General features: G+C 71.3%; 20 protein-coding genes and 1 tRNA gene. 14 read left to right on the top strand and 7 right to left on the bottom strand.

The genetic code is table 11. The features are described from left to right. Positions 1-80 precede the first annotated feature (80 nt). Positions 81-722 (bottom strand): TetR/AcrR family transcriptional regulator, encoded by a 642-nt coding sequence (locus tag ACY34J_RS06105; protein WP_462725497.1) that lies wholly within the window; start codon positions 720-722, stop codon positions 81-83. 150 nt (positions 723-872) lie between these two features. Here ACY34J_RS06105 and ACY34J_RS06100 point away from each other — a divergent pair, with 150 nt between their 5' ends. The 5 genes from ACY34J_RS06100 (at position 873) to ACY34J_RS06080 (ending at position 5,935) form a co-directional block, all read left to right on the top strand. After that, positions 873-1,754, top strand: a complete 882-nt coding sequence (locus tag ACY34J_RS06100) for an SDR family oxidoreductase (RefSeq protein WP_462725498.1) — start codon at positions 873-875, stop codon at positions 1,752-1,754. Next, the gene (locus ACY34J_RS06095) at positions 1,751-2,899 is read left to right on the top strand and encodes an MBL fold metallo-hydrolase (RefSeq protein WP_462725499.1); all 1,149 of its coding nucleotides are present in this window, start codon (positions 1,751-1,753) and stop codon (positions 2,897-2,899) included. The genes ACY34J_RS06100 and ACY34J_RS06095 overlap by 4 nt, the downstream gene beginning before the upstream one ends. Beyond that, the gene (locus ACY34J_RS06090) at positions 2,896-3,822 is read left to right on the top strand and encodes an alpha/beta fold hydrolase (RefSeq protein WP_462725500.1); all 927 of its coding nucleotides are present in this window, start codon (positions 2,896-2,898) and stop codon (positions 3,820-3,822) included. The genes ACY34J_RS06095 and ACY34J_RS06090 overlap by 4 nt, the downstream gene beginning before the upstream one ends. A gap of 62 nt (positions 3,823-3,884) precedes the next feature. Next, positions 3,885-4,805, top strand: coding sequence for a metal-dependent hydrolase (locus ACY34J_RS06085; RefSeq protein WP_462725501.1), 921 nt, complete (start codon positions 3,885-3,887; stop codon positions 4,803-4,805). Positions 4,806-4,828: 23 nt separating this feature from the next. Next, positions 4,829-5,935 carry a PDR/VanB family oxidoreductase gene (locus ACY34J_RS06080; RefSeq protein WP_462725502.1) on the top strand — a complete coding sequence of 369 codons (1,107 nt, stop codon included), beginning with the start codon at positions 4,829-4,831 and terminating at the stop codon, positions 5,933-5,935. A gap of 239 nt (positions 5,936-6,174) precedes the next feature. Here ACY34J_RS06080 and ACY34J_RS06075 read toward each other — a convergent pair. Beyond that, positions 6,175-6,259: transfer RNA gene (locus ACY34J_RS06075), tRNA-Leu, on the bottom strand. Between the two features lie 181 nt (positions 6,260-6,440). Between ACY34J_RS06075 and ACY34J_RS06070 the strand changes: the two genes are divergently transcribed. From ACY34J_RS06070 to ACY34J_RS06060, 3 genes are all read left to right on the top strand, one after another. Next, on the top strand, positions 6,441-7,766 hold the full coding sequence (locus ACY34J_RS06070) for a M20/M25/M40 family metallo-hydrolase (RefSeq protein WP_462725503.1): 1,326 nt from the start codon (positions 6,441-6,443) through the stop codon (positions 7,764-7,766). A gap of 200 nt (positions 7,767-7,966) precedes the next feature. After that, positions 7,967-8,200, top strand: coding sequence for a chaplin (locus ACY34J_RS06065; RefSeq protein ID WP_462725504.1), 234 nt, complete (start codon positions 7,967-7,969; stop codon positions 8,198-8,200). Between the two features lie 141 nt (positions 8,201-8,341). Beyond that, entirely contained in the window at positions 8,342-9,070 is a 729-nt protein-coding gene (locus ACY34J_RS06060) for a chaplin (protein WP_462725505.1), read from the top strand. 80 nt (positions 9,071-9,150) lie between these two features. Here the strand turns inward: ACY34J_RS06060 and ACY34J_RS06055 are convergent, their stop codons facing one another. Further along, complete coding sequence (locus tag ACY34J_RS06055) at positions 9,151-9,339, bottom strand: DUF5703 family protein (RefSeq protein ID WP_462725506.1); 189 nt, start codon at positions 9,337-9,339, stop codon at positions 9,151-9,153. A 47-nt stretch (positions 9,340-9,386) separates the two neighbouring features. Here ACY34J_RS06055 and ACY34J_RS06050 point away from each other — a divergent pair, with 47 nt between their 5' ends. Next, a complete protein-coding gene (locus tag ACY34J_RS06050) occupies positions 9,387-10,088 on the top strand; it encodes a hypothetical protein (protein ID WP_462725507.1) in 702 nt (233 codons plus the stop codon). Positions 10,089-10,230: 142 nt separating this feature from the next. Here ACY34J_RS06050 and ACY34J_RS06045 read toward each other — a convergent pair whose 3' ends face one another. After that, positions 10,231-12,765 (bottom strand): helix-hairpin-helix domain-containing protein, encoded by a 2,535-nt coding sequence (locus ACY34J_RS06045; protein ID WP_462725508.1) that lies wholly within the window; start codon positions 12,763-12,765, stop codon positions 10,231-10,233. Continuing rightward, a complete protein-coding gene (locus ACY34J_RS06040; RefSeq protein ID WP_462725509.1) occupies positions 12,762-13,745 on the bottom strand; it encodes an aldo/keto reductase in 984 nt (327 codons plus the stop codon). Before ACY34J_RS06040 ends, ACY34J_RS06045 begins: the two co-directional genes overlap by 4 nt. 148 nt (positions 13,746-13,893) lie before the next feature. Here ACY34J_RS06040 and ACY34J_RS06035 point away from each other — a divergent pair, with 148 nt between their 5' ends. After that, complete coding sequence (locus ACY34J_RS06035) at positions 13,894-14,943, top strand: LLM class F420-dependent oxidoreductase (RefSeq protein ID WP_462725510.1); 1,050 nt, start codon at positions 13,894-13,896, stop codon at positions 14,941-14,943. A gap of 52 nt (positions 14,944-14,995) precedes the next feature. Here ACY34J_RS06035 and ACY34J_RS06030 read toward each other — a convergent pair whose 3' ends face one another. Then, complete coding sequence (locus tag ACY34J_RS06030) at positions 14,996-15,625, bottom strand: hypothetical protein (protein ID WP_462761940.1); 630 nt, start codon at positions 15,623-15,625, stop codon at positions 14,996-14,998. Between the two features lie 367 nt (positions 15,626-15,992). On the opposite strand from ACY34J_RS06030, the gene ACY34J_RS06025 reads away from it, so the two are divergent. Beyond that, positions 15,993-16,781 carry a ferritin-like domain-containing protein gene (locus ACY34J_RS06025; RefSeq protein ID WP_462725512.1) on the top strand — a complete coding sequence of 263 codons (789 nt, stop codon included), beginning with the start codon at positions 15,993-15,995 and terminating at the stop codon, positions 16,779-16,781. Positions 16,782-16,821: 40 nt separating this feature from the next. Here ACY34J_RS06025 and corA read toward each other — a convergent pair whose 3' ends face one another. After that, on the bottom strand, positions 16,822-17,814 hold the full coding sequence (gene corA, locus ACY34J_RS06020) for a magnesium/cobalt transporter CorA (protein WP_462725608.1): 993 nt from the start codon (positions 17,812-17,814) through the stop codon (positions 16,822-16,824). Between the two features lie 66 nt (positions 17,815-17,880). On the opposite strand from corA, the gene ACY34J_RS06015 reads away from it, so the two are divergent. The 3 genes from ACY34J_RS06015 (at position 17,881) to ACY34J_RS06005 (ending at position 20,138) form a co-directional block, all read left to right on the top strand. After that, positions 17,881-18,579 (top strand): histidine phosphatase family protein, encoded by a 699-nt coding sequence (locus ACY34J_RS06015; protein ID WP_462725513.1) that lies wholly within the window; start codon positions 17,881-17,883, stop codon positions 18,577-18,579. A gap of 114 nt (positions 18,580-18,693) precedes the next feature. Further along, positions 18,694-19,284: a DUF3090 domain-containing protein gene (locus ACY34J_RS06010; protein WP_462725514.1), complete on the top strand. Its 591-nt coding sequence runs from the start codon at positions 18,694-18,696 to the stop codon at positions 19,282-19,284. Next, a complete protein-coding gene (locus ACY34J_RS06005) occupies positions 19,248-20,138 on the top strand; it encodes an SCO1664 family protein (RefSeq protein WP_462725515.1) in 891 nt (296 codons plus the stop codon). The genes ACY34J_RS06010 and ACY34J_RS06005 overlap by 37 nt, the downstream gene beginning before the upstream one ends. Positions 20,139-20,310: the final 172 nt, after the last annotated feature.

Below are 20,310 nucleotides of genomic sequence, written 5' to 3'. Positions count from 1 at the left end.
CCGTCTCAGTCGCGGCGCTGACCGGTGCCTGGGTCCAAGGTTTTGTCGGGAAGTGGTGCCGAGCGCCGGTGGCGGCTTGGTCAGGCTCGGCGGGCGACAGCTGTGTACGCGGCGACGAACAGCAGCGTGCACAGTTCGACGATCTCCTCGACGCTGCCCTCCTGCCGGCCGAGTGTCCAGTCGACCAGGAGTTCGTTGACGCCGCCGACGAGTGCGATCGCCATCATGGACAGCTGTGCCGTGTGCGGCGTCTCGGGCTGCTGGGTGGCGAGGGCGGTGATGAAGTCGGCGAACTCGTGCATGACCGCGTGGCGGCGCTGCTCGAGGCGGGGACTGACGCCGACGACCTCGATGAGGATGACGCGGGCCTTGCGCGGATCGTCGGTGAGCGTCCGGACGAACGCGTCCAGTCCGGCGTGGATCTGCGCATCCAGTTCGGGGCCGGCCTCCTCCGCAGCGGTGAAGGTCGCTGTCTGGACTTCGCGGATGAGCTCGTCGTAGACCGTGGCGAGCAGATCCTCACGGTCGCGGACGGATTCGTAGAAGTACCGCTCGGTGAGTCCGGCCTCCTGGCACACGGTCTTCACGGAAGTGCCCGCGTAACCCACCGTGCCGAACAGCTCCAGGCCGGCGGCGATCAGTCGTGACCGTCGCTCTTCGCGTCGCTGTGCCGCGTCACGGCCGCCGTACCGGCGCCCCGCGGGCTGTGCTGTGTCACCCACGTCATCGCCTTTCCCGTCAGAGTCCTTGACAGCATGCCGGACCAATCTGACACTCTCCCTTGTCAGATTTGCTTCGGCAGGCGGCCCACAGGGTGCGTGCAAGGACGGAGGACCATGACGGACGAGTCGCTACGCCCCTCGGGGAGGAGCTTGGCGTCACGCTCGGCCAGATCACCGCTCGCCGGCCGGGTGATCGCGATCACCGGCGCCGGGCGCGGCATCGGCCGAGCCGTCGCGGACACCCTGGCGAGGGCCGGGGCCGCGGTCGCACTCGGTGATCTCGACGAGGCCTCGGCCCGCACCGCGGCAAAGGAGATCGCCTCTTCCTCGGGCGGCCAGGCCGCGGGCTTCGCCCTGGACGTCACGGACACCGCTTCCTTCGCGGCGTTCCTGGACCGGGCCGAGGAGCGGTTCGGCCCGGTCGACGTACTGGTCAACAACGCCGGAATCATGTGGGTCGGCCCGTTCGCGGACGAAGCGGAGCACACCGCGTTCCGCCAGTTCGACGTGAACGTGCACGGGGTGCTGCGCGGGATGAAGCTCGCGGCGCCGCGGATGCGCGACCGCGGCACCGGACACATCGTCAATATCGCGTCCGCGGCCAGCAAAGTCGCCCCCATGGGCGAGGCGACATACGCCGCCACCAAGCACGCCGTCCACGGTTACAGCACCGCGGTGCGGGCCGAACTGCGCGGCACCGGCGTCCAGGTGTCCGTCGTCATGCCCGGTGTCGTGGACACCGAGCTGGCGATCGGCACCAGCGCCGGCCCGACCCGCCGTCTGACCCCGCAGGATGTCGCCGACGTGATCCTGCGCGTCATCCTCCGCCCCCGGCCCGAGGTGTTCGTACCGCGGCACGTCGGCCTGGTCCCCTGGGTCTCCGCGCTGCTGCCGGCCAAGGTCCGCGCGGCATGGCTGCGACTGGTGGTGCCCGACCAACTGACCGCCCTGAAGGACCCGTCGATCCGCGCGGGCTACGAACGCACCAGCAGCGGTACCGGCACAGGTGCCGAGGAAGGGACAGCACCATGACCGCGCCCAAGACCGGACAGCAACTGCCCGATGACGTCCTACCCGCCGGGATGCGGACCATCCCGGAGTTCGAGGGCGTGCACGAGGTGTGGCCCCGAGGCGACCGGCTGCGGGCCGTGCGCGAGGCCGCACTGGCGTACCGCGAGCGCTTCCGCGGCCAGGGCCGGATCCATGCGGTGCGCAGCTTTGACATCGCAGCGGCGCCGTACCCGACCCGGTACGCCTTCCACGGTGCCGCGATCGGCCCGAACCCGATCGTCAACATCGTCAACCGGGTGCTGGTGGTGCACTTCGACGGCTTCGACGGAGTGCCCAGGACGCTGGTCTGGGAGCCCACCGTCGCCGCGGGGTCGAGCACCGCCCCCTTCTACGCCCAACTCAAGCGGCTGGCAGGCACCTTCCTCAGCGACCGGGTGTTCGCCCGCTACTACCACGAACCCGAGGAGGTGCTGCCCCTGTGCGGGCTGCGCCCGGAGGACGTCGACTTCGTCAGCTTCGACCATCTGCACGTCCAGGACGTCCGCCTGGTCATGGGCAGTTCCAAGCCGCTCCCCGGGCAGAGCTCCGCGCCTGAGCCGTTGTTCCCCCGCGCGTCCCTGCTGGTGCACCGCAAGGAGTTGGGCACCTTCGCCTCGCCGCACCCGATGCAGTGGGCCTGGTACGTCGACGGTGGCATGGACGGTGTGCCCGAGGAACGGGTGGTCGCCTTCGACGGAGATGTGGAACTGGGCGTCGGCGTGAGCCTGTTGTGGACGCCCGGCCACACCGACGGCAACCACTCCCTTGTGCTCAACACCCCCGAGGGGATCTGGGTCTCCTCGGAGAACGGTGTGGCGGCCGACAACTGGCAGCCGGAGCTCTCCCGGATCCCCGGGGTCAGACGGCATGCGCGGTTCTTCGGTCACGAGATCGTCCCCAACGCCAACACCCTTGAGGATTCCCTCGACCAGTACGACTCCATGGTCAAGGAGAAGACGCTCGCCGACCGCAGCCCGCGCGACCCCCGCTGGCTGCAGATCCTGCCGTCCTCGGAGATCGCCCGCTGGAAGCGGCAGTGGCCGGTCTGGCCCACGTACTCCCACGGCGGACTGCGCTACGGGAGCTTCCCGGGCGAGGCCGCGAAGACCCGAGGAGTCACCCCATGACAAGCACTCCCACCACCCGCAGGATCGCCGCGGCGGACGTCGAGCTGGCCGTGACCGAATGGCGCGGCGCGCCCGGACGGCCGGCGGTCATCCTCGTCCACGGCTACCCCGACACCAGCGCGGTCTGGCAACCGGTCGCCGAGCGCCTGGCCGAGCACTTCCACGTCATCGCGTACGACGTGCGTGGCGCCGGCGCCTCGTCGGCGCCCAAGGGACTGCGCGCCTACCGGATGGACCGGTTGGAGTCCGATCTCGCCGCCGTTCTCGACGCGGTCAGCCCGGACCGGCCGGTGCATCTCGTCGGGCACGACTGGGGATCGATCCACTCCTGGGAGTCGGTCACCGGAACCCGGCTGGACGGCCGGATCTCCTCCTTCACCTCTGTCTCCGGTCCCTGCCTGGATCACGTCGGCCACCTCATACGCGCCCGGCTGCGACCGCGCCACCCGGATCTGCTGCGCATGCTCCGACAGGGCCTCCGCTCCTGGTACATCGCCTACTTCCACCTTCCGCTGCTGCCCGGGCTGAGCTGGAGACTCATGGGACACCGCTGGCGCCGCTTCCTCACCGGCTCCCAGGGCATGCCGGAGGACACGGCTTACCCGGCGCCGTCGCTGGTCCGCGACGCCGTGCGCGGCACGGCCCTGTACCGCGCCAACATGCTGCCCCGCCTGCTTCGCCCCCGGAACCGGCCGACCACCGTCCCGGTCCAGCTCATCATCCCGACCGACGATTTCTGCGTCACTCCCGTCCTGTCGGAGGGCATGGAGCGGTGGGCCCCCGGTGCTCAACGGCACAGGATCACTGCCGGGCACTGGGTACAGCTCACCCATCCCGAGGAGGTCGCCCGTCGCATCACGGAATTCGCTCGCCTCATCGAGGGCTCCCGCCAGGGAGCGGACGGCAAGACCCACACGCCTTGAAGAAGCAGCAGCCGGGACGCTGCTGCCAGGCCCGTCGCATGCACGGTTATGGAGGACTCGTAATGATCCGAGCCGCACGACACCGCGAACCAGCAACCACCCCGGAAGCCGTCGCCATCGAGCACCACGACCTGGTGCTCCAGCCTCGGGACGTCCGTTTCGACTGGTCGCAACTGCCGATTCACTGGGTGCCCGGCGAAGCGTTCACAACCCACACCATCGATGTGCTTCACCTTCTGCTGCCCGAACTTGAGCGATGGTTCGTACGCACCTTTGAGCAGACACTGCCGCTGATCACCGATGACCACCTGCGAGAGGACGTCCGCGGATTCATCGGGCAGGAGGCGATGCACGCGGAGGCGCACCAGGAGGTTCTGGAGCACCTGCTCGCCAAGGGGCTGGACCCGCGCCCCTACACCCGGCAGTGCGAATGGCTCTTCCGAAGGGTGCTCGGAGACCGGGAGGGTCTGACGCCGGCCGCCGCACACGCGCACCTCATCCAACGGCTCGCTCTCATTGCGGCATTCGAGCACTTCACCGCGTACCTGGGCCACTGGGTGCTCAACGCCTGGGAACTGGACCGGGCGGGTTCGGACCCGACGATGCTCGATCTGCTCCGGTGGCACGGTGCCGAGGAGGTCGAGCACCGCACCGTGGCGTTCGACTTGCTGGTCCACCTCGACCCACGGTACCGGCGGCGGGTCGTGGGCATGCTCGTCACCGCCCCGGTGCTGCTCCGGCTGTGGATCCGCGGGGTGCGGTTCCTGATGGACGCCGACCCCGAACTTGGCGGCCGGGCCAAGGCCCGCTTCCGCGACTACATCACCGCTGCCCGGAAGGACCTGCTGCCCCGGCCGGGCGCCTTCGCCCGCTCGGTGCTGCGCTACTTCCGCCCCCGCTACCACCCCACCCAGGAGGGCTCGACCCAGCAGGCGGTCGCCTACCTGGGATTGTCCCCCGCGGCCCGGGCGGCCGCGCAGTGACCCGGCAACGGATGAGCCCCGCCATGGACAGCACCTCCTCGCTCGCCCCGCCGCCGGATCTTTACGGCCGACAGCGCAGCGACCGCTTCATGCGGACGCTGGCAGCGTTCAGCGACAACTCGGTGACGACTCTCGCGCGGCGCACCCTTCGCCGTCCGCCACGCCGCCCGTCCGCCGAGCCGCGTCCGCCGCTGGAACTCGTGGTGAGGTGCCGGCGTCAGGAGGCTGAGGATGTGGTCTCGCTGCGGCTGACGGCTCCCGACGGGGGGAAGCTTCCGCCCTGGCAGCCCGGTGCCCACATCGACCTGCACCTGCCCTCGGACCGCAGGCGGCAGTACTCGCTGTGCGGTGACCCCGCCGACCGGCACGGGTACCGGATCGCGGTGCGCCGTATCGCGGACGGCGGGGGCGGGTCGGCCGAGGTGCACGACACGCTGCGCGACGGCACGCGGGTCACCGTGGCAGGGCCCCGGAACGCCTTCCCCTTCGCCGCGGAAGCGTCAGTCCTGTTCATCGCGGGCGGTATCGGAATCACCCCGATCCTGCCGATGGCCCGGGAGGCTGCCCGACGCGGCCTCGACTGGAGGCTGGTGCACACCGGCCGCAGCCGTGAATCGCTGCCTTTCCTGGGGGAGTTGGCCGAACTCGCCGTCATGGACCCCGACCGGGTGTCAATCCGCCCCGACGATGAGTGCGGCGGTGCACCCAAAGCGGTCGAGCTGTTGAGCCTGAGTCCGGTGGCCGGCGCGGTGTACTGCTGCGGCCCCGCACCCCTGATCGACGGCGTTCGGCGGGCGTTGGGCGGGAGTCCCGCGGCCGCCCTGCACTTCGAGCGTTTCGCCCCGCCTCCGATCGTGGACGGACATCCCTTCGAACTCCAGCTGGGCGCCGGCGGACGAGTGCTCCCGGTGCCATGCGACCGCTCTGCCCTGGATGTGCTGCATGAGGCCCTGCCAGACGTGCCGTTCTCCTGTCGCCAGGGGTTCTGCGGCACCTGCCGGGTACAGGTGGCCCACGGCGAGGTCGACCACCGCGACCACCGGCTCACCGCGACGGAACGCGCCTCCGGCACCATGCTGCCCTGCGTCTCGCGCGCACCACAGGGAGAGCGGCTCGTTCTGGGGCTGTGATCTCGCGGTGGCTCGGGCCACCGCCCCCCGTGGACCCGCGGGTCGCCGGGTCCACGGCGGGGCAATCCCCTGTGAGACGGTGGGGCGTCACCCCGCTCGTCGACCTCTGCCCGGTCATCGCGGACGGCGGCGACAAGCCATCGCGGGTGGTACGGCAGCTTCACCCTCACCGGCGAGACCTATGGCCCGGCCGGCAACTCGTGAACGGAAGCAGGACGATCACGTGAACGTCCGCTCAGTGTCCGAGGGGGGACTTGAACCCCCACGCCCGATAAAGGGCACTAGCACCTCAAGCTAGCGCGTCTGCCATTCCGCCACCCGGACAAGGTGTCCGCCGTACGGCCCATGGCCGTTCCGACGTGGAAAACCATAGCAAACATCCGCCCGTGCCCGATCACCAGCCGGACCGGCCTTGGGCTGCGCCGCCGGGCGCGGGAGGATGGCGCATGGACCCCCGCCCGGTGCGCCGCCGCCGGTCCACCGGAGCCGAAGAGGAGGAGGCAGCGTGAGCGAGTCCAAGCCCGCCCGCAGCGTCACCGGCGAGGACGAGGTCGTCGGCCTGTGCCGGGATCTGATCCGGATCGACACGAGCAATTACGGCGACCACTCCGGGCCCGGTGAGCGGCCGGCCGCCGAGTACGTGGCCGAGAAACTCGCCGAGGTGGGGCTGGAGCCGCAGATCTTCGAGTCCCACCCGGGCCGGGCCTCGACGGTGGCCCGGATCGAGGGCGAGGACCCCTCCCGGCCCGCCCTGCTCATCCACGGCCACACCGACGTCGTCCCCGCCAACGCCGACGACTGGACGCACCACCCCTTCTCCGGCGAGATCGCCGATGGCTGCGTCTGGGGACGCGGAGCGGTCGATATGAAGGACATGGACGCCATGACGCTGGCCGTCGTACGGGACCGGCTGCGCAGCGGCCGCAAGCCTCCCCGCGACATCGTCCTGGCGTTCCTCGCCGATGAGGAGGCGGGCGGGGTCTACGGCGCCCGGCACCTGGTCGACCAGCACCCGGACCTCTTCGAGGGGGTGACCGAGGCGATCGGCGAGGTCGGCGGCTTCTCCTTCACCGTCAACGAGAACCTGCGGCTGTACCTGGTGGAGACGGCGCAGAAGGGCATGCACTGGATGCGGCTCACCGTCGAAGGCACCGCCGGCCACGGCTCGATGACCAACACCGACAACGCCATCACCGAGCTGTGCGAGGCGGTCGGCCGGCTGGGCCGCCACCAGTTCCCGGTCCGGGTGACCAAGACCGTACGGTCCTTCCTCGACGAGCTGTCCGACGCGCTGGGCACCCCGCTGGACCCGGAGGACATGGAGGCGACGCTCGCCAAGCTCGGCGGCATCGCGAAGATCATCGGTGCGACGCTGCGCAACACCGCCGCCCCCACCATGCTCGGCGCCGGCTACAAGGTGAATGTGATCCCGGGACAGGCCACCGCCCACGTCGACGGCCGTTTCCTGCCGGGGTACGAGGAGGAGTTCCTCGCCGACCTCGACCGGATCCTCGGGCCGCGGGTGAAGCGCGAGGACGTACACGCCGACAAGGCGCTGGAGACCAGCTTCGACGGCGCGCTGGTGGAAGCCATGCAGTCCGCGCTGCGGGCGGAGGACCCGATGGCGCGTGCCGTACCGTACTGCCTCTCCGGCGGTACGGACGCCAAGTCCTTCGACGACCTGGGCATCCGCTGCTTCGGCTTCGCGCCCCTGAAGCTGCCGCCGGAGCTGGACTTCGCGGGCATGTTCCACGGGGTGGACGAGCGGGTTCCGGTGGACGGACTGAAGTTCGGCGTACGGGTGCTCGATCGCTTCCTGGACCAGTGCTGAGCACGATGTGCGCCCACGACGTGTGCCGCGTGCGCACTGCATATCCGCACAACGTTGAAACGACACTCCGTTGACCCGCTCTTCATGCGTTTGTAGCCAGAAAGAGTGAATGGATGTTTTAAAGCCGTAGCCCGGTACTCCCCTCCTCGTTACTGGCTGTGCGGCCTCGGCTGAGGCGGCATTGCCAACAAGGAGGAAGAATGATCAAGAAGGTCGTCGCTGCTGCGGCTGCCACCGGTGGACTCGTGCTCGCCGGCGCAGGTGTGGCTGTTGCTGACGCCGGCGCCCAGGGTGCTGCGCTGCACTCCCCGGGTGTTGTGTCGGGCAACACCATTCAGGCGCCTGTGCACGTGCCGGTGAACCTCTGCAGCAACACGGTCTCCGTGATCGGGCTGCTGAACCCCACCTTCGGCAACCAGTGCGTCAACAGCTGACGCCGTTTCCTCAATCTCATGAGGTTTGACCCCAGGTGGCCCCGGAGCGCAGGAAATGCGCTCCGGGGCGCTTGGGACTGAGCGAGCGGGCAGTCCGCCCGAGAGCATTTCGAAGGCAAGAGGCAGCAGGGGAGCGAACCTATGCGACAGGTCGCGAGAAAGAGCCTGATCACGGTTGCGGCGGCGAGCGGCATGCTCGCCCTCACCGGTGGCTATGCGTACGCGAACGCGGACGCGGATGGAATTTCGCAGAACTCTCCGGGCGTTGTGTCCGGAAACACGGTCCAGGTCCCGGTGCATGTGCCGGTCAATCTGTGCGGCAACACCGTCAACATCGTCGGCGTGCTGAACCCGGCCGTTGGCAACCGGTGCGGCAATGCGTCGGGCGGCGGAACCGGCGGCTCGTCATCGAGCGCCAGGGGCTCCAGCAGCGACTCGCCGGGGGTCGGCTCCGGCAACTCGGTCCAGGTTCCGGTCGATGTTCCGGTGAATGCCTGCGGAAACAACGTCACGGGTGTCGGCGGTGTGAACCCCGCCATGGGCAACAGCTGCGGGAACGGTGGCTCGGCCACTCCGTCGACGCCGCCGAGCCCGTCGACGCCGCCGAGCCCCGGCACGCCGAGCCCGTCGACGCCGCCGAGCCCCGGCACGCAGGAGCCGAGCAACCCGGACACTCCGGACACTCCGGCCAACCCGGGAACGCTTCCGGGGTCGTCGGTGTCTCCGCAGCATGTCACCGAGCCCACGGGCAGGGACCAGCTCGCGGAGACCGGTTCCGGCATGCTGGGCGTGGCCCTGCCGGCGGGCGCCGCGCTGGTTCTCGGTGGAGCCCTGCTCTACCGGCGGTCGCGGGCGGCATCCAGGGTGTAGCCCCGTGGTATGAAGGGTCGACGGAGCGGGTCCTGCGGTCGCGGGACCCGCTCCGCTGTCATTGTGTGGTGCGTCTCACGTCACCACGTGGCGCGCAGCTGGCGAATGATCCGGCGGCGCAGTCGCACCCTGCGGCTGCCGTCCGGATTCAGGCGCAATCGGTCCAACTCCCAGTGTCCGTACTCGGCATGGTCCGTCAGCAGACGGGTCGTGGCCGAGCGAGAGACCCCGCGCGGCACGTACACGTCACGAAATTCGTATTCCGGCATCGCATCTATTGTGCGGACAGTGCCCCGGTACGGATAGCGTCTGCACTATGTCTGATGCTGCGCAGCCATCCGCTGCCGAGGTACGCGCCGCCGCCGAGGCGGTGAAAGCCGCGCTGGACCGCCACCTCGACGCGGTCGAGCGCCGGTCGGGAGAGGACGATCCGGCCGTGTACGCCGCGTTCAATGCGTTGGCCGCGGCGGCCGAGGAGTACGACGAGCTGCTGTACGAGGCGTACGACGAGGTCACCCCCTTCGAGATCCCCGGCGACGGCAGCATGCCTGCCTATACCGGGCCCGAGGAGCCGAGCGCGCTCAGCGTGCTGATCCGCCGGGACTATACGGTCGCCGAACCGAACCGGCTGCTCGCGCAGGCCGGGCGGGTGGCCGACCTTGACCGGGATGTGGCTCCGGACGACGGGGCACAGGGTGGCAGCGCGGTCGGCAGTGTCCACGCGGCGCTTGGAGTCCTGTTCGGCGAGTACGAACCGGACGAAATCGCCTCCCGCCACCAGGAGTTCGGGCTGGAGGAGGGGGACTCCACCCTGTGGGTGGCGGCCGCCGACGAACCGTCCGAACCAGGGGAGTGGCTGAACGCGCCCTTCGACCAGGCCGACCCGCAGCAGGTCATCTGCCGCTTCGACGTCAGCGCCGTCTTCGACGACGAGCTGGACGACCAGGACGATGACGTAGACGTAGACGACGAATTGGACGACGAGGACGAGCTGGAGGTGCTCGAAGCGGAGCGGTGAACACCTGCCGTTCCGGGAGCACCTGTCGTGAAGCCGCACCCCCAGCGGTGAGCTGGGGGGCCACTTCCTGGTGCCTCTGACGGCACTCCCGGCTTGGCCGACGGCCAGGGTGCGACGGCCAGGGTGGAAGTACCCCCGCCGCTTACGCGGCCGGCGGCATCAGCGTCTGCAGCAGCGTGCGCAGTCGGGTCATACGCTCCCGCACCGGTACCTCGGCCACGGCGCGGGGCAGCGCCTGATCCATGCCGTGCACCACGGACAGATGCCGCTCGCCGCGACTGAACGCGGTGTACACCCAGGCCCGGGTCAGGGCCTGGGCCGCGTCCCCGGGCAGCACCACCACGGCCGCGGGCCAGCGCATACCGGCCGCCTGGTGCGCGGTGAGCGCCCAGCCGTGCCGAACCGTGTCGCCGACGCGCTCGCGCGGTACGACCACGGCCGTACCGGCGCTGTCCAGGTGCAGGCCCTCGGAGTCCGCGGAGACCACCGTGCCGGGCAGGGTCCGGCCGGGCGCCGGGACGTACACGACACGGTCGCCCGGATCGAAGCCGGCGAACCGGCCGGGGCCGGGGTTCAGCCGCTCCTTCAGGGCGGCGTTCAGCGCGCGGGTCCCGGCAGCGCCGCCGTGCCCCGGGGTGATCACCTGCGTACGGTCGGCGGGCACCCCGATCGCCCGCGGCACGGAGTCGGCCACCAGTTGCACGGTGCGATGCACCGCCTCACCGGCGTCGCGCACCGGGACGATCACCACCTCCTTGCCGGGGGCCTCCACCGGGCTCAGCTCGCCGATCCCGATGCCCGAGACCAGTTCGCCGATCGGCCCCGGATCCGGGGTGCGGGAGGCGATCTGCGGGCAGGCCCGGGTGGCGAGGACGTCGGCGAAGACCCGCCCCGGCCCGGCCGACCACAGCACGCCCGGGTCGCCGCTCAGCACCAGCCGGGTGCCGTCCGGCAGGGACTCGACGAGCATCGCCGCGGTCTCCACATCGAGTTGCGGGGCGTCCAGCACCGCGAGCACGTCAAGCGCCAGCCCGCCCTCCTCGTCACGCCCCGGGCCCTCGCGGCCGGCGAGCAACCCGGCGAGGGTCACGGCGGCGTCTCCGATCAGCTCGGCCAGCCGTCGACGGCCGTCCTCGCTGTGCGCGGCGGCGTACGCCCGCAGCCCCAGCGAGCGGGCGGCGGCGACCAGCGCGGCGGGCTCGGCACGGGCCGCCTCAGCCCCGGTGTGTGCTACCAGGCCGCTGCTCGCGGCGGTACGGATCAGCTCGGCGGCGGACGGCGACGGTGCGTCCGCGGCGGCGCCCTCCCAGGCACGGCAGCCGTCGTCACTCTCGGGCACGAAGGTGCTGAGAAGCCGGGCGAGACCGTCCGCGAGGCTCTCCTCGGCCAGGGCGTAGCGGTCGAGGCCCAGCAGTATGCGGACCGGCGGCTCTTCGTCCTCGGACTCCCCGACGCCGCGCCCGCTCTCGAGCGCGTCCTGGAACACCAGGACCCCGCCGTCCGCGATGGCGGTGTGGATCGCCTGATCCGGCTCCGGCACCGACCGCTGCGCGAGAGCGGCGCTCAGGGCCGAGGGCTCCAGGGCCGTGTGCCCTTCGAGCGCGGCGCGCTCCAGCAGCCAGCGGATGAGGGCCTGGGCCCGTCTCTCGTCGCCGGGACCGCATTCGGGCCCCAGCAGGGCGCGGGCGAAACCGTCCGCCTGCTCCGGCCGTACGCCCGGAACGGTGAGCAACTGCCAGGGGTCCTCGCGCAGCGCCTCCGCGGCCCGCTCGCCGAGCGCCGCGGCGACCCGGGGAGCGAGCGCGGCTGGCGCGCCACCGTCGGCGAGCACGCGGCCAATGGCGTCGAGGTCGGCCTGCGGGACGCCTGCGGCGCCGGCCGCGTGCATCCCCGCGGCCTCGGGCGCCGGACTCGCCTGAGCGCCGGGGGCGGGTGCCGTCCGGTCGCCACCGGGAGCTGCCGCCCTCGTGCCCGAGGGCACCGCGGCGCCGCCCGGCGTTCCGGGCGTCGCGCCTGCGGTGTCGCCGCCGGGCGTTCCGGGCGTCGCGCCTGCGGTGTCGGCGCCGGGCGTTCCGGGCGTCGCGCCTGCGGTGTCGGCGCCGGGCGTTCCGGGCGTCGCGCCTGCGGTGTCGGCGCCGGGCGTTCCGGGCGTCGCGCCTGCGGTGTCGGCGCCGGGCGTTCCGGCGCGGGCGCCCGGCGTGGCTTCGGCCCGGGGCCCTTCGGGGCGACGGTCCCGGGACGGTGGGGCGGAGTAGAAGGACGCCGCGGGCTTTTCACCGCTCTCGACGGCCCGTACAGCCGCCAGCAGCTCCGCGGCCTGACCGCCGAGCCCTGACCCCACCTCCGCGGCCTCCTCGGCCGACAGCCGCCGACGCGCCTTGCGCTCCTGGCCCTCCTCCGAACCGCCGTCGTCCTCACCGCCCCCGGAAGTACCCGGTCCCTCGCCGGAGTCGCCGTCCCGGGCGCCGCTCCCGCCCGCGCTCCCGGCGGGAGCATCCGGCTTGGAGCCGTGCTCATCCACGGCCTCGGGCCGCTGGTCCTCGCCACCTCCGGCCGCATCAGCCGGTGCGGCGCCGTGCTCGTCCACGGGGTCGGGCGCTGCCGGTGCATCGGTCGGGGCGGCGGCCTCCGGCGCCGACGGGTCAGCGGGCTCGCCGGAGAGGCGGTCCGTGCTCACAGCGTGCTCCAGTCCTGGTCGGGATAGCGATGCACGGGCGCCGACACATCGTCGAGCGCCTGGCAGATCTCGTCGGGAAGACTAAGCGCCTCCACTGACAACGCCGCCCTGAGCTGCTGCGCGGTACGCGCGCCGACGATCGGGGCGGCCACCCCGGGTCTGTCCCGTACCCATGCGAGCGCCACGTTCAACGGGGTGGTCACCAGTCCGTCCGCAGCCGTGGCGACGGCGTCCACGATGCGGCCGGCCGTATCGTCCAGGTACGGGGCGACGAAGGCCGACAGATTCGGCGACGCGGCCCGCGAATCGGACGGCGTGCTGTGCCGGTACTTGCCTGTCAGCACCCCACGGCCCAGCGGTGACGACGGCAGCAGCCCAACCTGCAGGTCCAGCGCGGCGGGCAGCACCTCCCGTTCCACGCCGCGCTGCAGCAGGGAGTACTCCATCTGCGTGCTCGCCAGCCGGGTGTGCGCGCCGGGCGCGGCGAGCTGCCAGGTGGCGGCCTTGGCCAGCTGCCAGCCGCAGAAGTTGGACACCCCCACGTACCGGGCGCGCCCGCTGCTGACCGCGATGTCGAGCGCCTGCAGCGACTCCTCGAGCGGCGTCACCGGGTCGAAGGCGTGTATCTGCCATAGATCGACGTAATCCGTTCCGAGCCGCTCCAGCGAGGCGTCGAGCGCCGCCAGCAGATGCCCGCGGGAGCAGTCGAAGCGACGGTCGGGATCCGGGACGCTGCCCGCCTTCGTCGCGATGACCAGGTCCCGGCGCGGCACCAGGTCCTCGAGGAGCTGCCCGAGGAGGTACTCGGCCCCGCCGTCCGCGTACACATCGGCGGTGTCCACCAGCGTTCCGCCGGATTCCCAGAACGCCTTCAACTGATCGGCGGCGTCGTGCTCGTCGGTGTCCCGACCCCACGTCAGGGTGCCGAGCCCGATCCGCGATACGCGAAGGCCGGTACGACCCAGGTGCCTCTGCTCCATGACCGCTGAGATTACTGGCCGAGCGCCCGCGAGCGGCGGCCTGTGGACAATGGGCCTCAGCGGCTGCCGCGCTCCGGCACTGACGGACCCGGGCCCTGGACGCTAGAGTCCGACCAACACCACATTACTGACCAGTAAAGGGAGCGCCATGCAGCTCGGTATCAACCTCGGTTACTGGGGTGCCGGAATGGACGCCGACAACCTCGCGGTCGCCCGCGAGGCCGACAAGCTGGGCTATGCCGTGTGCTGGGCCGCCGAGGCCTACGGTTCGGACGCCCCCACCGTCCTGTCCTGGGTCGCGGCCCAGACCGAGCGCATCGACGTCGGCTCCGCCATCTTCCAGATCCCCGCCCGTACCCCCGCGATGACCGCGATGACGGCGGCCACTCTCGACTCGCTCTCCGGCGGCCGTTTCCGTCTCGGCCTCGGCGTGTCGGGCCCGCAGGTCTCCGAGGGCTGGTACGGCGTGAAGTTCGACAAGCCCCTCGCCCGCACCCGCGAGTACGTCGAGATCGTCCGCAAGGCGATGAGCCGCGAGCGCCTCACTCACCAGGGAGAGCACTGGACGCTGCCGCTGCCCGGCGGCCCCGGCAAGCCGATCAAGCTCACCGTCCACCCCGTGCGCGAGCGCATCCCGCTCTACATCGCCGCGATCGGCCCGAAGAACCTCGAGCAGACCGGCGAGATCGCCGACGGCGCGCTGGTCGTCTTCTTCGCCCCCGAGCACGCCGAGGAGACCACGCTCGGTGCCCTCCGCGCGGGGCGGCGGAAGATCGGCAAGGACCTCGACGGCTTTGACCTGGTGCCCACCGTCCCGCTCGCGATCGGCGACGACGTGGACTCCCTCGCCGACCTCTTCCGCCCGTACACGGCGCTGTACGTGGGCGGCATGGGCAGCGCCAGGCAGAACTTCTACAACAAGCTCGCGCAGCGCATGGGGTACGAGAAGGAAGCCGCGGAGATCCAGGAGAAGTACCTCTCCGGTGACAAGGACGGCGCTGCCGCGGCCGTTCCCCGCGACCTGATCGACTCCACCACCCTGCTCGGGCCCGTCGAGCGCATCGCCGACCGTATGCAGGCCTACGCCGAGGCCGGGGTAACCACCCTGTCGCTCGCCCCGGGCGGCTTCACTCTCGAGGAGCGCATCACCGCGCTGCGCACGGGTGTTGAGGCCCTGGAGCGCGCCGGCCTCGCCTGAGCCCGGACCCGAACGGCGGGCGCCCCGGCTCCGGCCGGGGCCGCGCCGCCCGTCAGCCCGGTACCAATTGCCCCAGCAGCCGCCCGAAGGCGACCAGCCGCGCCACCTGCCCCGCCCCGCCGTCGTCCAGCGACTTGCTGAAGCGGAACGCCTCCGGCCGGAACCTGGCCGCGGTCAGCGGCGCGTCCGGGTCGCCTCCCGGCACCGGACTCAGCTCATGGGGCGTGCCGGTCGCCACCACCAGATGCACACCCCGGTCCACCCGCCGCCCCGACGCGTCCCGGCCCACCAGCGTGCGCATGCCCACATGCCGGATCGACGCCAGCGGCAGGACCTGCACCGAAGAGTCGAGGATCCTCGTGCCCGACGCGTCCTCGTCCGCCAATTCCTCGCTGTGCCACAGGATCAGCCGCCGCCCGTCGCAGACCGCGGCCTCCTGCCACAGCGACGCACCCGTCTCGGTCAGGTCCACGACCCGCTCCAGCGTGAAGCCCCGCACCCGGTGCCGCCCCAGCATGCCGCCGATCTCGTTCAGCGCCACATCCGCGTGCAGAAAGTACGCGCGCACTGCGTCTTCGAGGCGTTCGTACGGGGACCAGTCCGAGCCCGCGGGACCCACGTGCCGCGGCGCCGGGCTGCGTCGCGCCGCCCTCGCCCTGCTGAACTTGCCCACCGGTCTCACAACCCCCTCCAGACTCGGAGTTCACCCTACCCAGGGCGGCGGATTGGAGAAGGAGAGGCGAGCGACCCGCTGACATCAGCAGTCTCGGGCGAGCCGGTGCCGAATTCCCCCAGCCAACGCTGGGGGTAACCCCAGGGAGCCCGAATCGAGCCGGGCCACCAAGCTCTTCTGCGGCCGTGGTGGGGGCTCGGGGGTCTTCCCCGCCACGGCCGTCACGGAACACAACGCGGCGCGCCCCCAGGGGGTTACGCGCCCGCCGCCAGCCTGCGCTCCGTCATTCGGCCCAGCGGGGCGTGCCCACCGTTTGCCCGCCCCCTTCAGGCGTACTTGACTTTCCCATTGCGACGTCCGTACGGAGGAGGCAGTCATGCTCTCGGCCCGGAGCCTGTTCCAGGAAATCTTCGACAACGACGAGTCCTTCCGGCTGTTCTGCTCCATCGCCGCGAGCGGCGAGGCCCAGGGCGGGTGGGAGAACGGCCGGATCGCGGCGCTCGTGCCACAGTCCCAGCGGGAGTTGAGCCCCAAGATCGTCCGGCACGGCGCCGACGAGGACAAGCACGGCCGGATCTTCACGGCCCTGCTGCGCAAGCGTGGTCTGGAGCCGTGCGCGGTACCCGAGGAAACCGACTACACGGTGCTGCTCGAGCGGCAGGGCATCGGCCTCGCCCACGAGAAGCTGCGCCGCGACGAGCCGCTGACGGAGCGGGACATCATCGCGTACCTGGCCCACAGCCGGGTCACCGAACAGCGCGCCTCCGAGCAGATGCAGTTGCTGCGTAAGCACTTCGCCGACCACCCCGACGTCGGACGCGCCGTCAACATGATCTCGGCCGACGAGGACAACCACCTCGCGTACTGCCATGAGGAGCTGCTGCGGCTTGCCGCGGCGGGGCACGGCCGGACGATCCAGACCCTGCTGCGGGAGAGCGCGCTGGCAGAGATCCGCCTCTACCGCGACGTCAGCCTCGCCGTGATGGCGCACATGGGCCGCATCCTGGGCTGGCCGGCGCTGAAGCGGGCGGTGCTGGCGGCCGGCATCCACGCGGCGTACCTGTACGAGCGGCTGATCGGCTGGCGCCGGATGGTCACCCTGACCATGCCGGAGCGGCGCAACGCCCTGGGCGATCCCGCGCAGGCAGCCCCCGAGTTCGCCTGACAGGCCCCCGGCGCGTCCGAACAGCCCCGGCCGCCTCCCCCTACAGCCAGCCGCGGCGCTTGAACAGGCGGTGCAGCGCCAGGACCGCGGCCGCCATCACGATCAGCACCACCGGATAGCCCCACACCGTCTTCAGCTCCGGCATGTGCTGGAAGTTCATGCCGTAGATCCCGGCGACCATCGTGGGCACCGCGGCCATCGCCGCCCACGCCGAGATCTTCCGCATGTCGTCGTTCTGCCGTACGCCCATCTGGGCCAGGTGCGCGGACAGGATGTCCGACAGCAGCCGGTCCAGGCCCTCCACGTACTCGTTCGCGCGGGTCAGATGGTCGCTCACGTCCCGGAAGAACGGCCGCGAGCCCTGCTCCACGAACGGCACCGGAGAGCTCGCAAGACGCTCCATCGGCTCGGCGAGCGGGACGGTGGCCCGGCGGAACTCCAGGACCTGGCGTTTGAAGGCGTAGATCCCGGCCGCGGTGTGCTTCGCGTCGCCGCCGTCCGGGGCGAACACCTCCGCCTCCAGCTCGTCCAGGTCGACCTGCAGCTCGGCCGCCACGTCGATGTAGTGGTCGACGACCTCGTCGCTCACCGCGTACATCACCGCGGTCGGGCCGTGCCGGAGCACCTCGGGGTCCTCCTCCAGGCGCCGCCGCACCGCCGTCAGCGGGGCGCCCTCGCCGTGCCGCACGGTCACCACGAAGGAGTCGCCGACGAACACCGACAGCTCGCCCGTGCTGACCCTGCCACCCTTCTCCTCGTAAATCACCGGCTTGAGGACCAGGAACAGCGAGTCGTCGTAGACCTCCAGCTTGGGCCGCTGGTGGGCCTTCAACGCGTCCTCGACGGCGAGCGGATGCAGAGCGAACTCACTGCTGACGAGATCGAACTCGTCCTCGGTGGGCTCGTACAGACCGATCCACAGAAAGGAGTCCCCGGCGGCGCGGGCCGCATCCAGCGCGTCGGAGAAGTCGGCCGGGCCCTCGATGCGGCGCCCGTCCCGGTAGATGCCACAGTCCACAATCACGCGGGGAATTCTTCCCGGCCTCCGGCAGACATGCATCGGGAGATGTGGGCGCCGCGAAGCCGTAGGGTTGCGGGCATGCCCACGTTGATCCTGCTCCGGCACGGCCGCTCCACCGCCAACACCGCGGGGGTCCTCGCGGGATGGACTCCCGGGGTCACCCTCGATGAGCGCGGCGCCGCACAGGCGGCCGCGCTGCCCGGGCGGCTGGCCGACCTGCCGCTGGCCGCCGCCGTCACCAGCCCTCTGCAACGCTGCCGCGAGACGCTGGGCCCGCTGGTTGAGACCCGCCCCGGACTGCCGCTGCACACCGACGAGCGGATCGGCGAGTGCCGCTACGGCGACTGGACCGGCCGCAAGCTCAAGGAACTCGCCGACGAGCCGCTGTGGGACACCGTCCAGCGCTATCCCTCCGCCGCCGAGTTCCCGGGGGCGCACGGCGAGACCGTACGGGCCATGCAGATGCGCGCCGTCGACGCGGTGCGCGACTGGAACGCCCGGATCGAGGCCGAGTACGGCGCCGACGCCGTCTATCTGATGTGCTCACACGGCGACATCATCAAGTCGGTCGTCGCCGACGCCCTCGGGCTCCACCTCGACCTCTTCCAGCGGATCTCCGTCGAGCCCTGCTCGGTCACCGCCGTCCGCTACACCCCGCAGCGTCCCTTCCTGCTCCGGCTCGGCGACACCGGCGACTTCCGCGGGCTGGCACCGGACGCGAAGCTCCCGGCGGCCGAGGGGGATGCCGCCGTGGGGGGTGCCACGGGCGCACGGTGATCGGCACGCGCAGTAGGGTGGAGTGCCGTGGCCCGAAGGCCCGCGGCCGTGCAGCCGGACTTGCGTACGATCACACGTAGTCGATCACTAGCAGCCGATCAAAGGGAGCAGGACGTGCCCCGTCAGGTGTTCCTCTACGACCCTCCGGACCGGTTCATCGCCGGTACGGTCGGGCTGCCGGGCCGGCGCACCTTCTTCCTCCAGGCGTCGGCAGGCGGCCGGACCACGAGCGTCGCCCTGGAAAAGGCCCAGGTAGCCGCGCTCGCCGAACGCATCGACGAGCTGTTGGACGAGGTGGTGCGCAGGACCGGAGGCAGCGCTCCCGTGCCCGCGGTCGCCCCCTCCGAACTCGCCGACACCGCGCCGCTCGAAGTCCCTGTGGAGGAGGAGTTCCGGGTCGGCACCATGGCCCTGGCCTGGGACGGCGAGGAGCAGCGCATGATCGTCGAAGCGCAGGCGCTCGTCGAACTGGAAGCGGAGACCGAAGAGGACCTCGCGGAGGCCGAGGAGCGGCTGCTGCGGGACGACGAGCACGGTCCGCCGATGCTGAGGGTCAGGCTCACCGGGGTGATGGCCCGGGCGTTCGCCAAGCGGGCGCTCGAGGTGGTCAACGCCGGACGCCCGCCGTGCCCGCTGTGCAGCCTGCCGCTCGACCCGGAGGGACACGTATGTCCGCGCCAGAACGGATACCGCAGGGGGGCGTGACGCCGGGCTCCTGCTGCGCCGAGGCCGACGGCAGGAGAACGGATCAGCCCGCTCCGGACGATGGCCAGACCGCGCTGTACGACCTGCTCGCGCACGGCGAGCTGACCGTCCGCGCGCGGATCCGGGAGGCGTCGAACGCGGTGCTCTACTGCACCGTCGAACGGGACGGGCAGCGGGCGGACTGCGTCTACAAGCCGATCGCCGGTGAGCGGCCGCTGTGGGACTTCCCCGAGGGCACGCTGGCGCAGCGCGAGGTGGCCGCGTATGTGCTGTCCCGCGCCACGGGATGGGACCTGGTCCCGCCGACCGTGCTGCGCGACGGCCCGTACGGCCAGGGCATGTGCCAGCTGTGGGTCGAGTCCGACCCCGCGGTCGAGCTGCTGGCCCTTGTCGAGAGCGACGAGCCGGACCCCGGCTGGAAGGCGGTGGGCTTGGCTGCGGTGGGGGAAGGGCGCACTGCGCTGCTGGTGCACGCCGACGACCCGCGGCTGCGGCAGCTGGCCGTGCTCGACGCCGTGATGAACAACGCCGACCGCAAGGGCCGCCATCTGCTACCGACCGTCGACGGGCGGCTGTACGCCATCGACCACGGGGTGACCTTCAACGCGGAGAACAAGCTGCGCACCCTGCTGTGGGGGTGGGCTGGGGAACCGCTGCCCGAGTGGGCCCTTGACGCCCTGGTGGCCCTCGACGCCGAGCTGGCCGACGGCGGCTGCCTCGCGACCCGCCTGGGGGAGCTGATCACGGCGGCTGAGGTCGACGCCGTACGGGCCCGGATCGCGGCACTGCTGCGCACCGGGCGACACCCCGAACCGACGGGCGACTGGCCCGCCATCCCCTGGCCCCCGGTCTGACCTTGCGCGGCCCCGTTCACCTGCCCCTTTTCGGGGGCGGGTGGGCGGGAACCTCCAACGCGGAGCGATGGAGACGCGGAACCACGCCAGAGGCGATCCCGCAAGACCGCCTGTCCAGTCAACTCCGCCGATCCGGTTCGTAACCGGAACGCACCCCCGGTTACGCTCAAGG

This window comes from Streptomyces sp. HSS9-12 (genome assembly GCF_054963655.1).
This window is presented reverse-complemented; position numbering and strand designations above follow the sequence as displayed.

What these genes read in the sequence shown, in the direction of transcription:
- ACY34J_RS06095 (WP_462725499.1), top strand. Translation starts at nt 1,751, where the DNA reads ATGACCGCGCCCAAGACCGGACAGCAACTGCCCGATGACGTCCTACCC.
- ACY34J_RS06090 (WP_462725500.1), top strand. Translation starts at nt 2,896, where the DNA reads ATGACAAGCACTCCCACCACCCGCAGGATCGCCGCGGCGGACGTCGAG.
- ACY34J_RS06085 (WP_462725501.1), top strand. Translation starts at nt 3,885, where the DNA reads ATGATCCGAGCCGCACGACACCGCGAACCAGCAACCACCCCGGAAGCC.
- ACY34J_RS06080 (WP_462725502.1), top strand. Translation starts at nt 4,829, where the DNA reads ATGGACAGCACCTCCTCGCTCGCCCCGCCGCCGGATCTTTACGGCCGA.
- ACY34J_RS06065 (WP_462725504.1), top strand. Translation starts at nt 7,967, where the DNA reads ATGATCAAGAAGGTCGTCGCTGCTGCGGCTGCCACCGGTGGACTCGTG.
- ACY34J_RS06060 (WP_462725505.1), top strand. Translation starts at nt 8,342, where the DNA reads ATGCGACAGGTCGCGAGAAAGAGCCTGATCACGGTTGCGGCGGCGAGC.
- ACY34J_RS06055 (WP_462725506.1), bottom strand. Translation starts at nt 9,339, where the DNA reads ATGCCGGAATACGAATTTCGTGACGTGTACGTGCCGCGCGGGGTCTCT.
- ACY34J_RS06050 (WP_462725507.1), top strand. Translation starts at nt 9,387, where the DNA reads ATGTCTGATGCTGCGCAGCCATCCGCTGCCGAGGTACGCGCCGCCGCC.
- ACY34J_RS06040 (WP_462725509.1), bottom strand. Translation starts at nt 13,745, where the DNA reads ATGGAGCAGAGGCACCTGGGTCGTACCGGCCTTCGCGTATCGCGGATC.
- ACY34J_RS06035 (WP_462725510.1), top strand. Translation starts at nt 13,894, where the DNA reads ATGCAGCTCGGTATCAACCTCGGTTACTGGGGTGCCGGAATGGACGCC.
- ACY34J_RS06025 (WP_462725512.1), top strand. Translation starts at nt 15,993, where the DNA reads ATGCTCTCGGCCCGGAGCCTGTTCCAGGAAATCTTCGACAACGACGAG.
- ACY34J_RS06015 (WP_462725513.1), top strand. Translation starts at nt 17,881, where the DNA reads ATGCCCACGTTGATCCTGCTCCGGCACGGCCGCTCCACCGCCAACACC.
- ACY34J_RS06005 (WP_462725515.1), top strand. Translation starts at nt 19,248, where the DNA reads ATGTCCGCGCCAGAACGGATACCGCAGGGGGGCGTGACGCCGGGCTCC.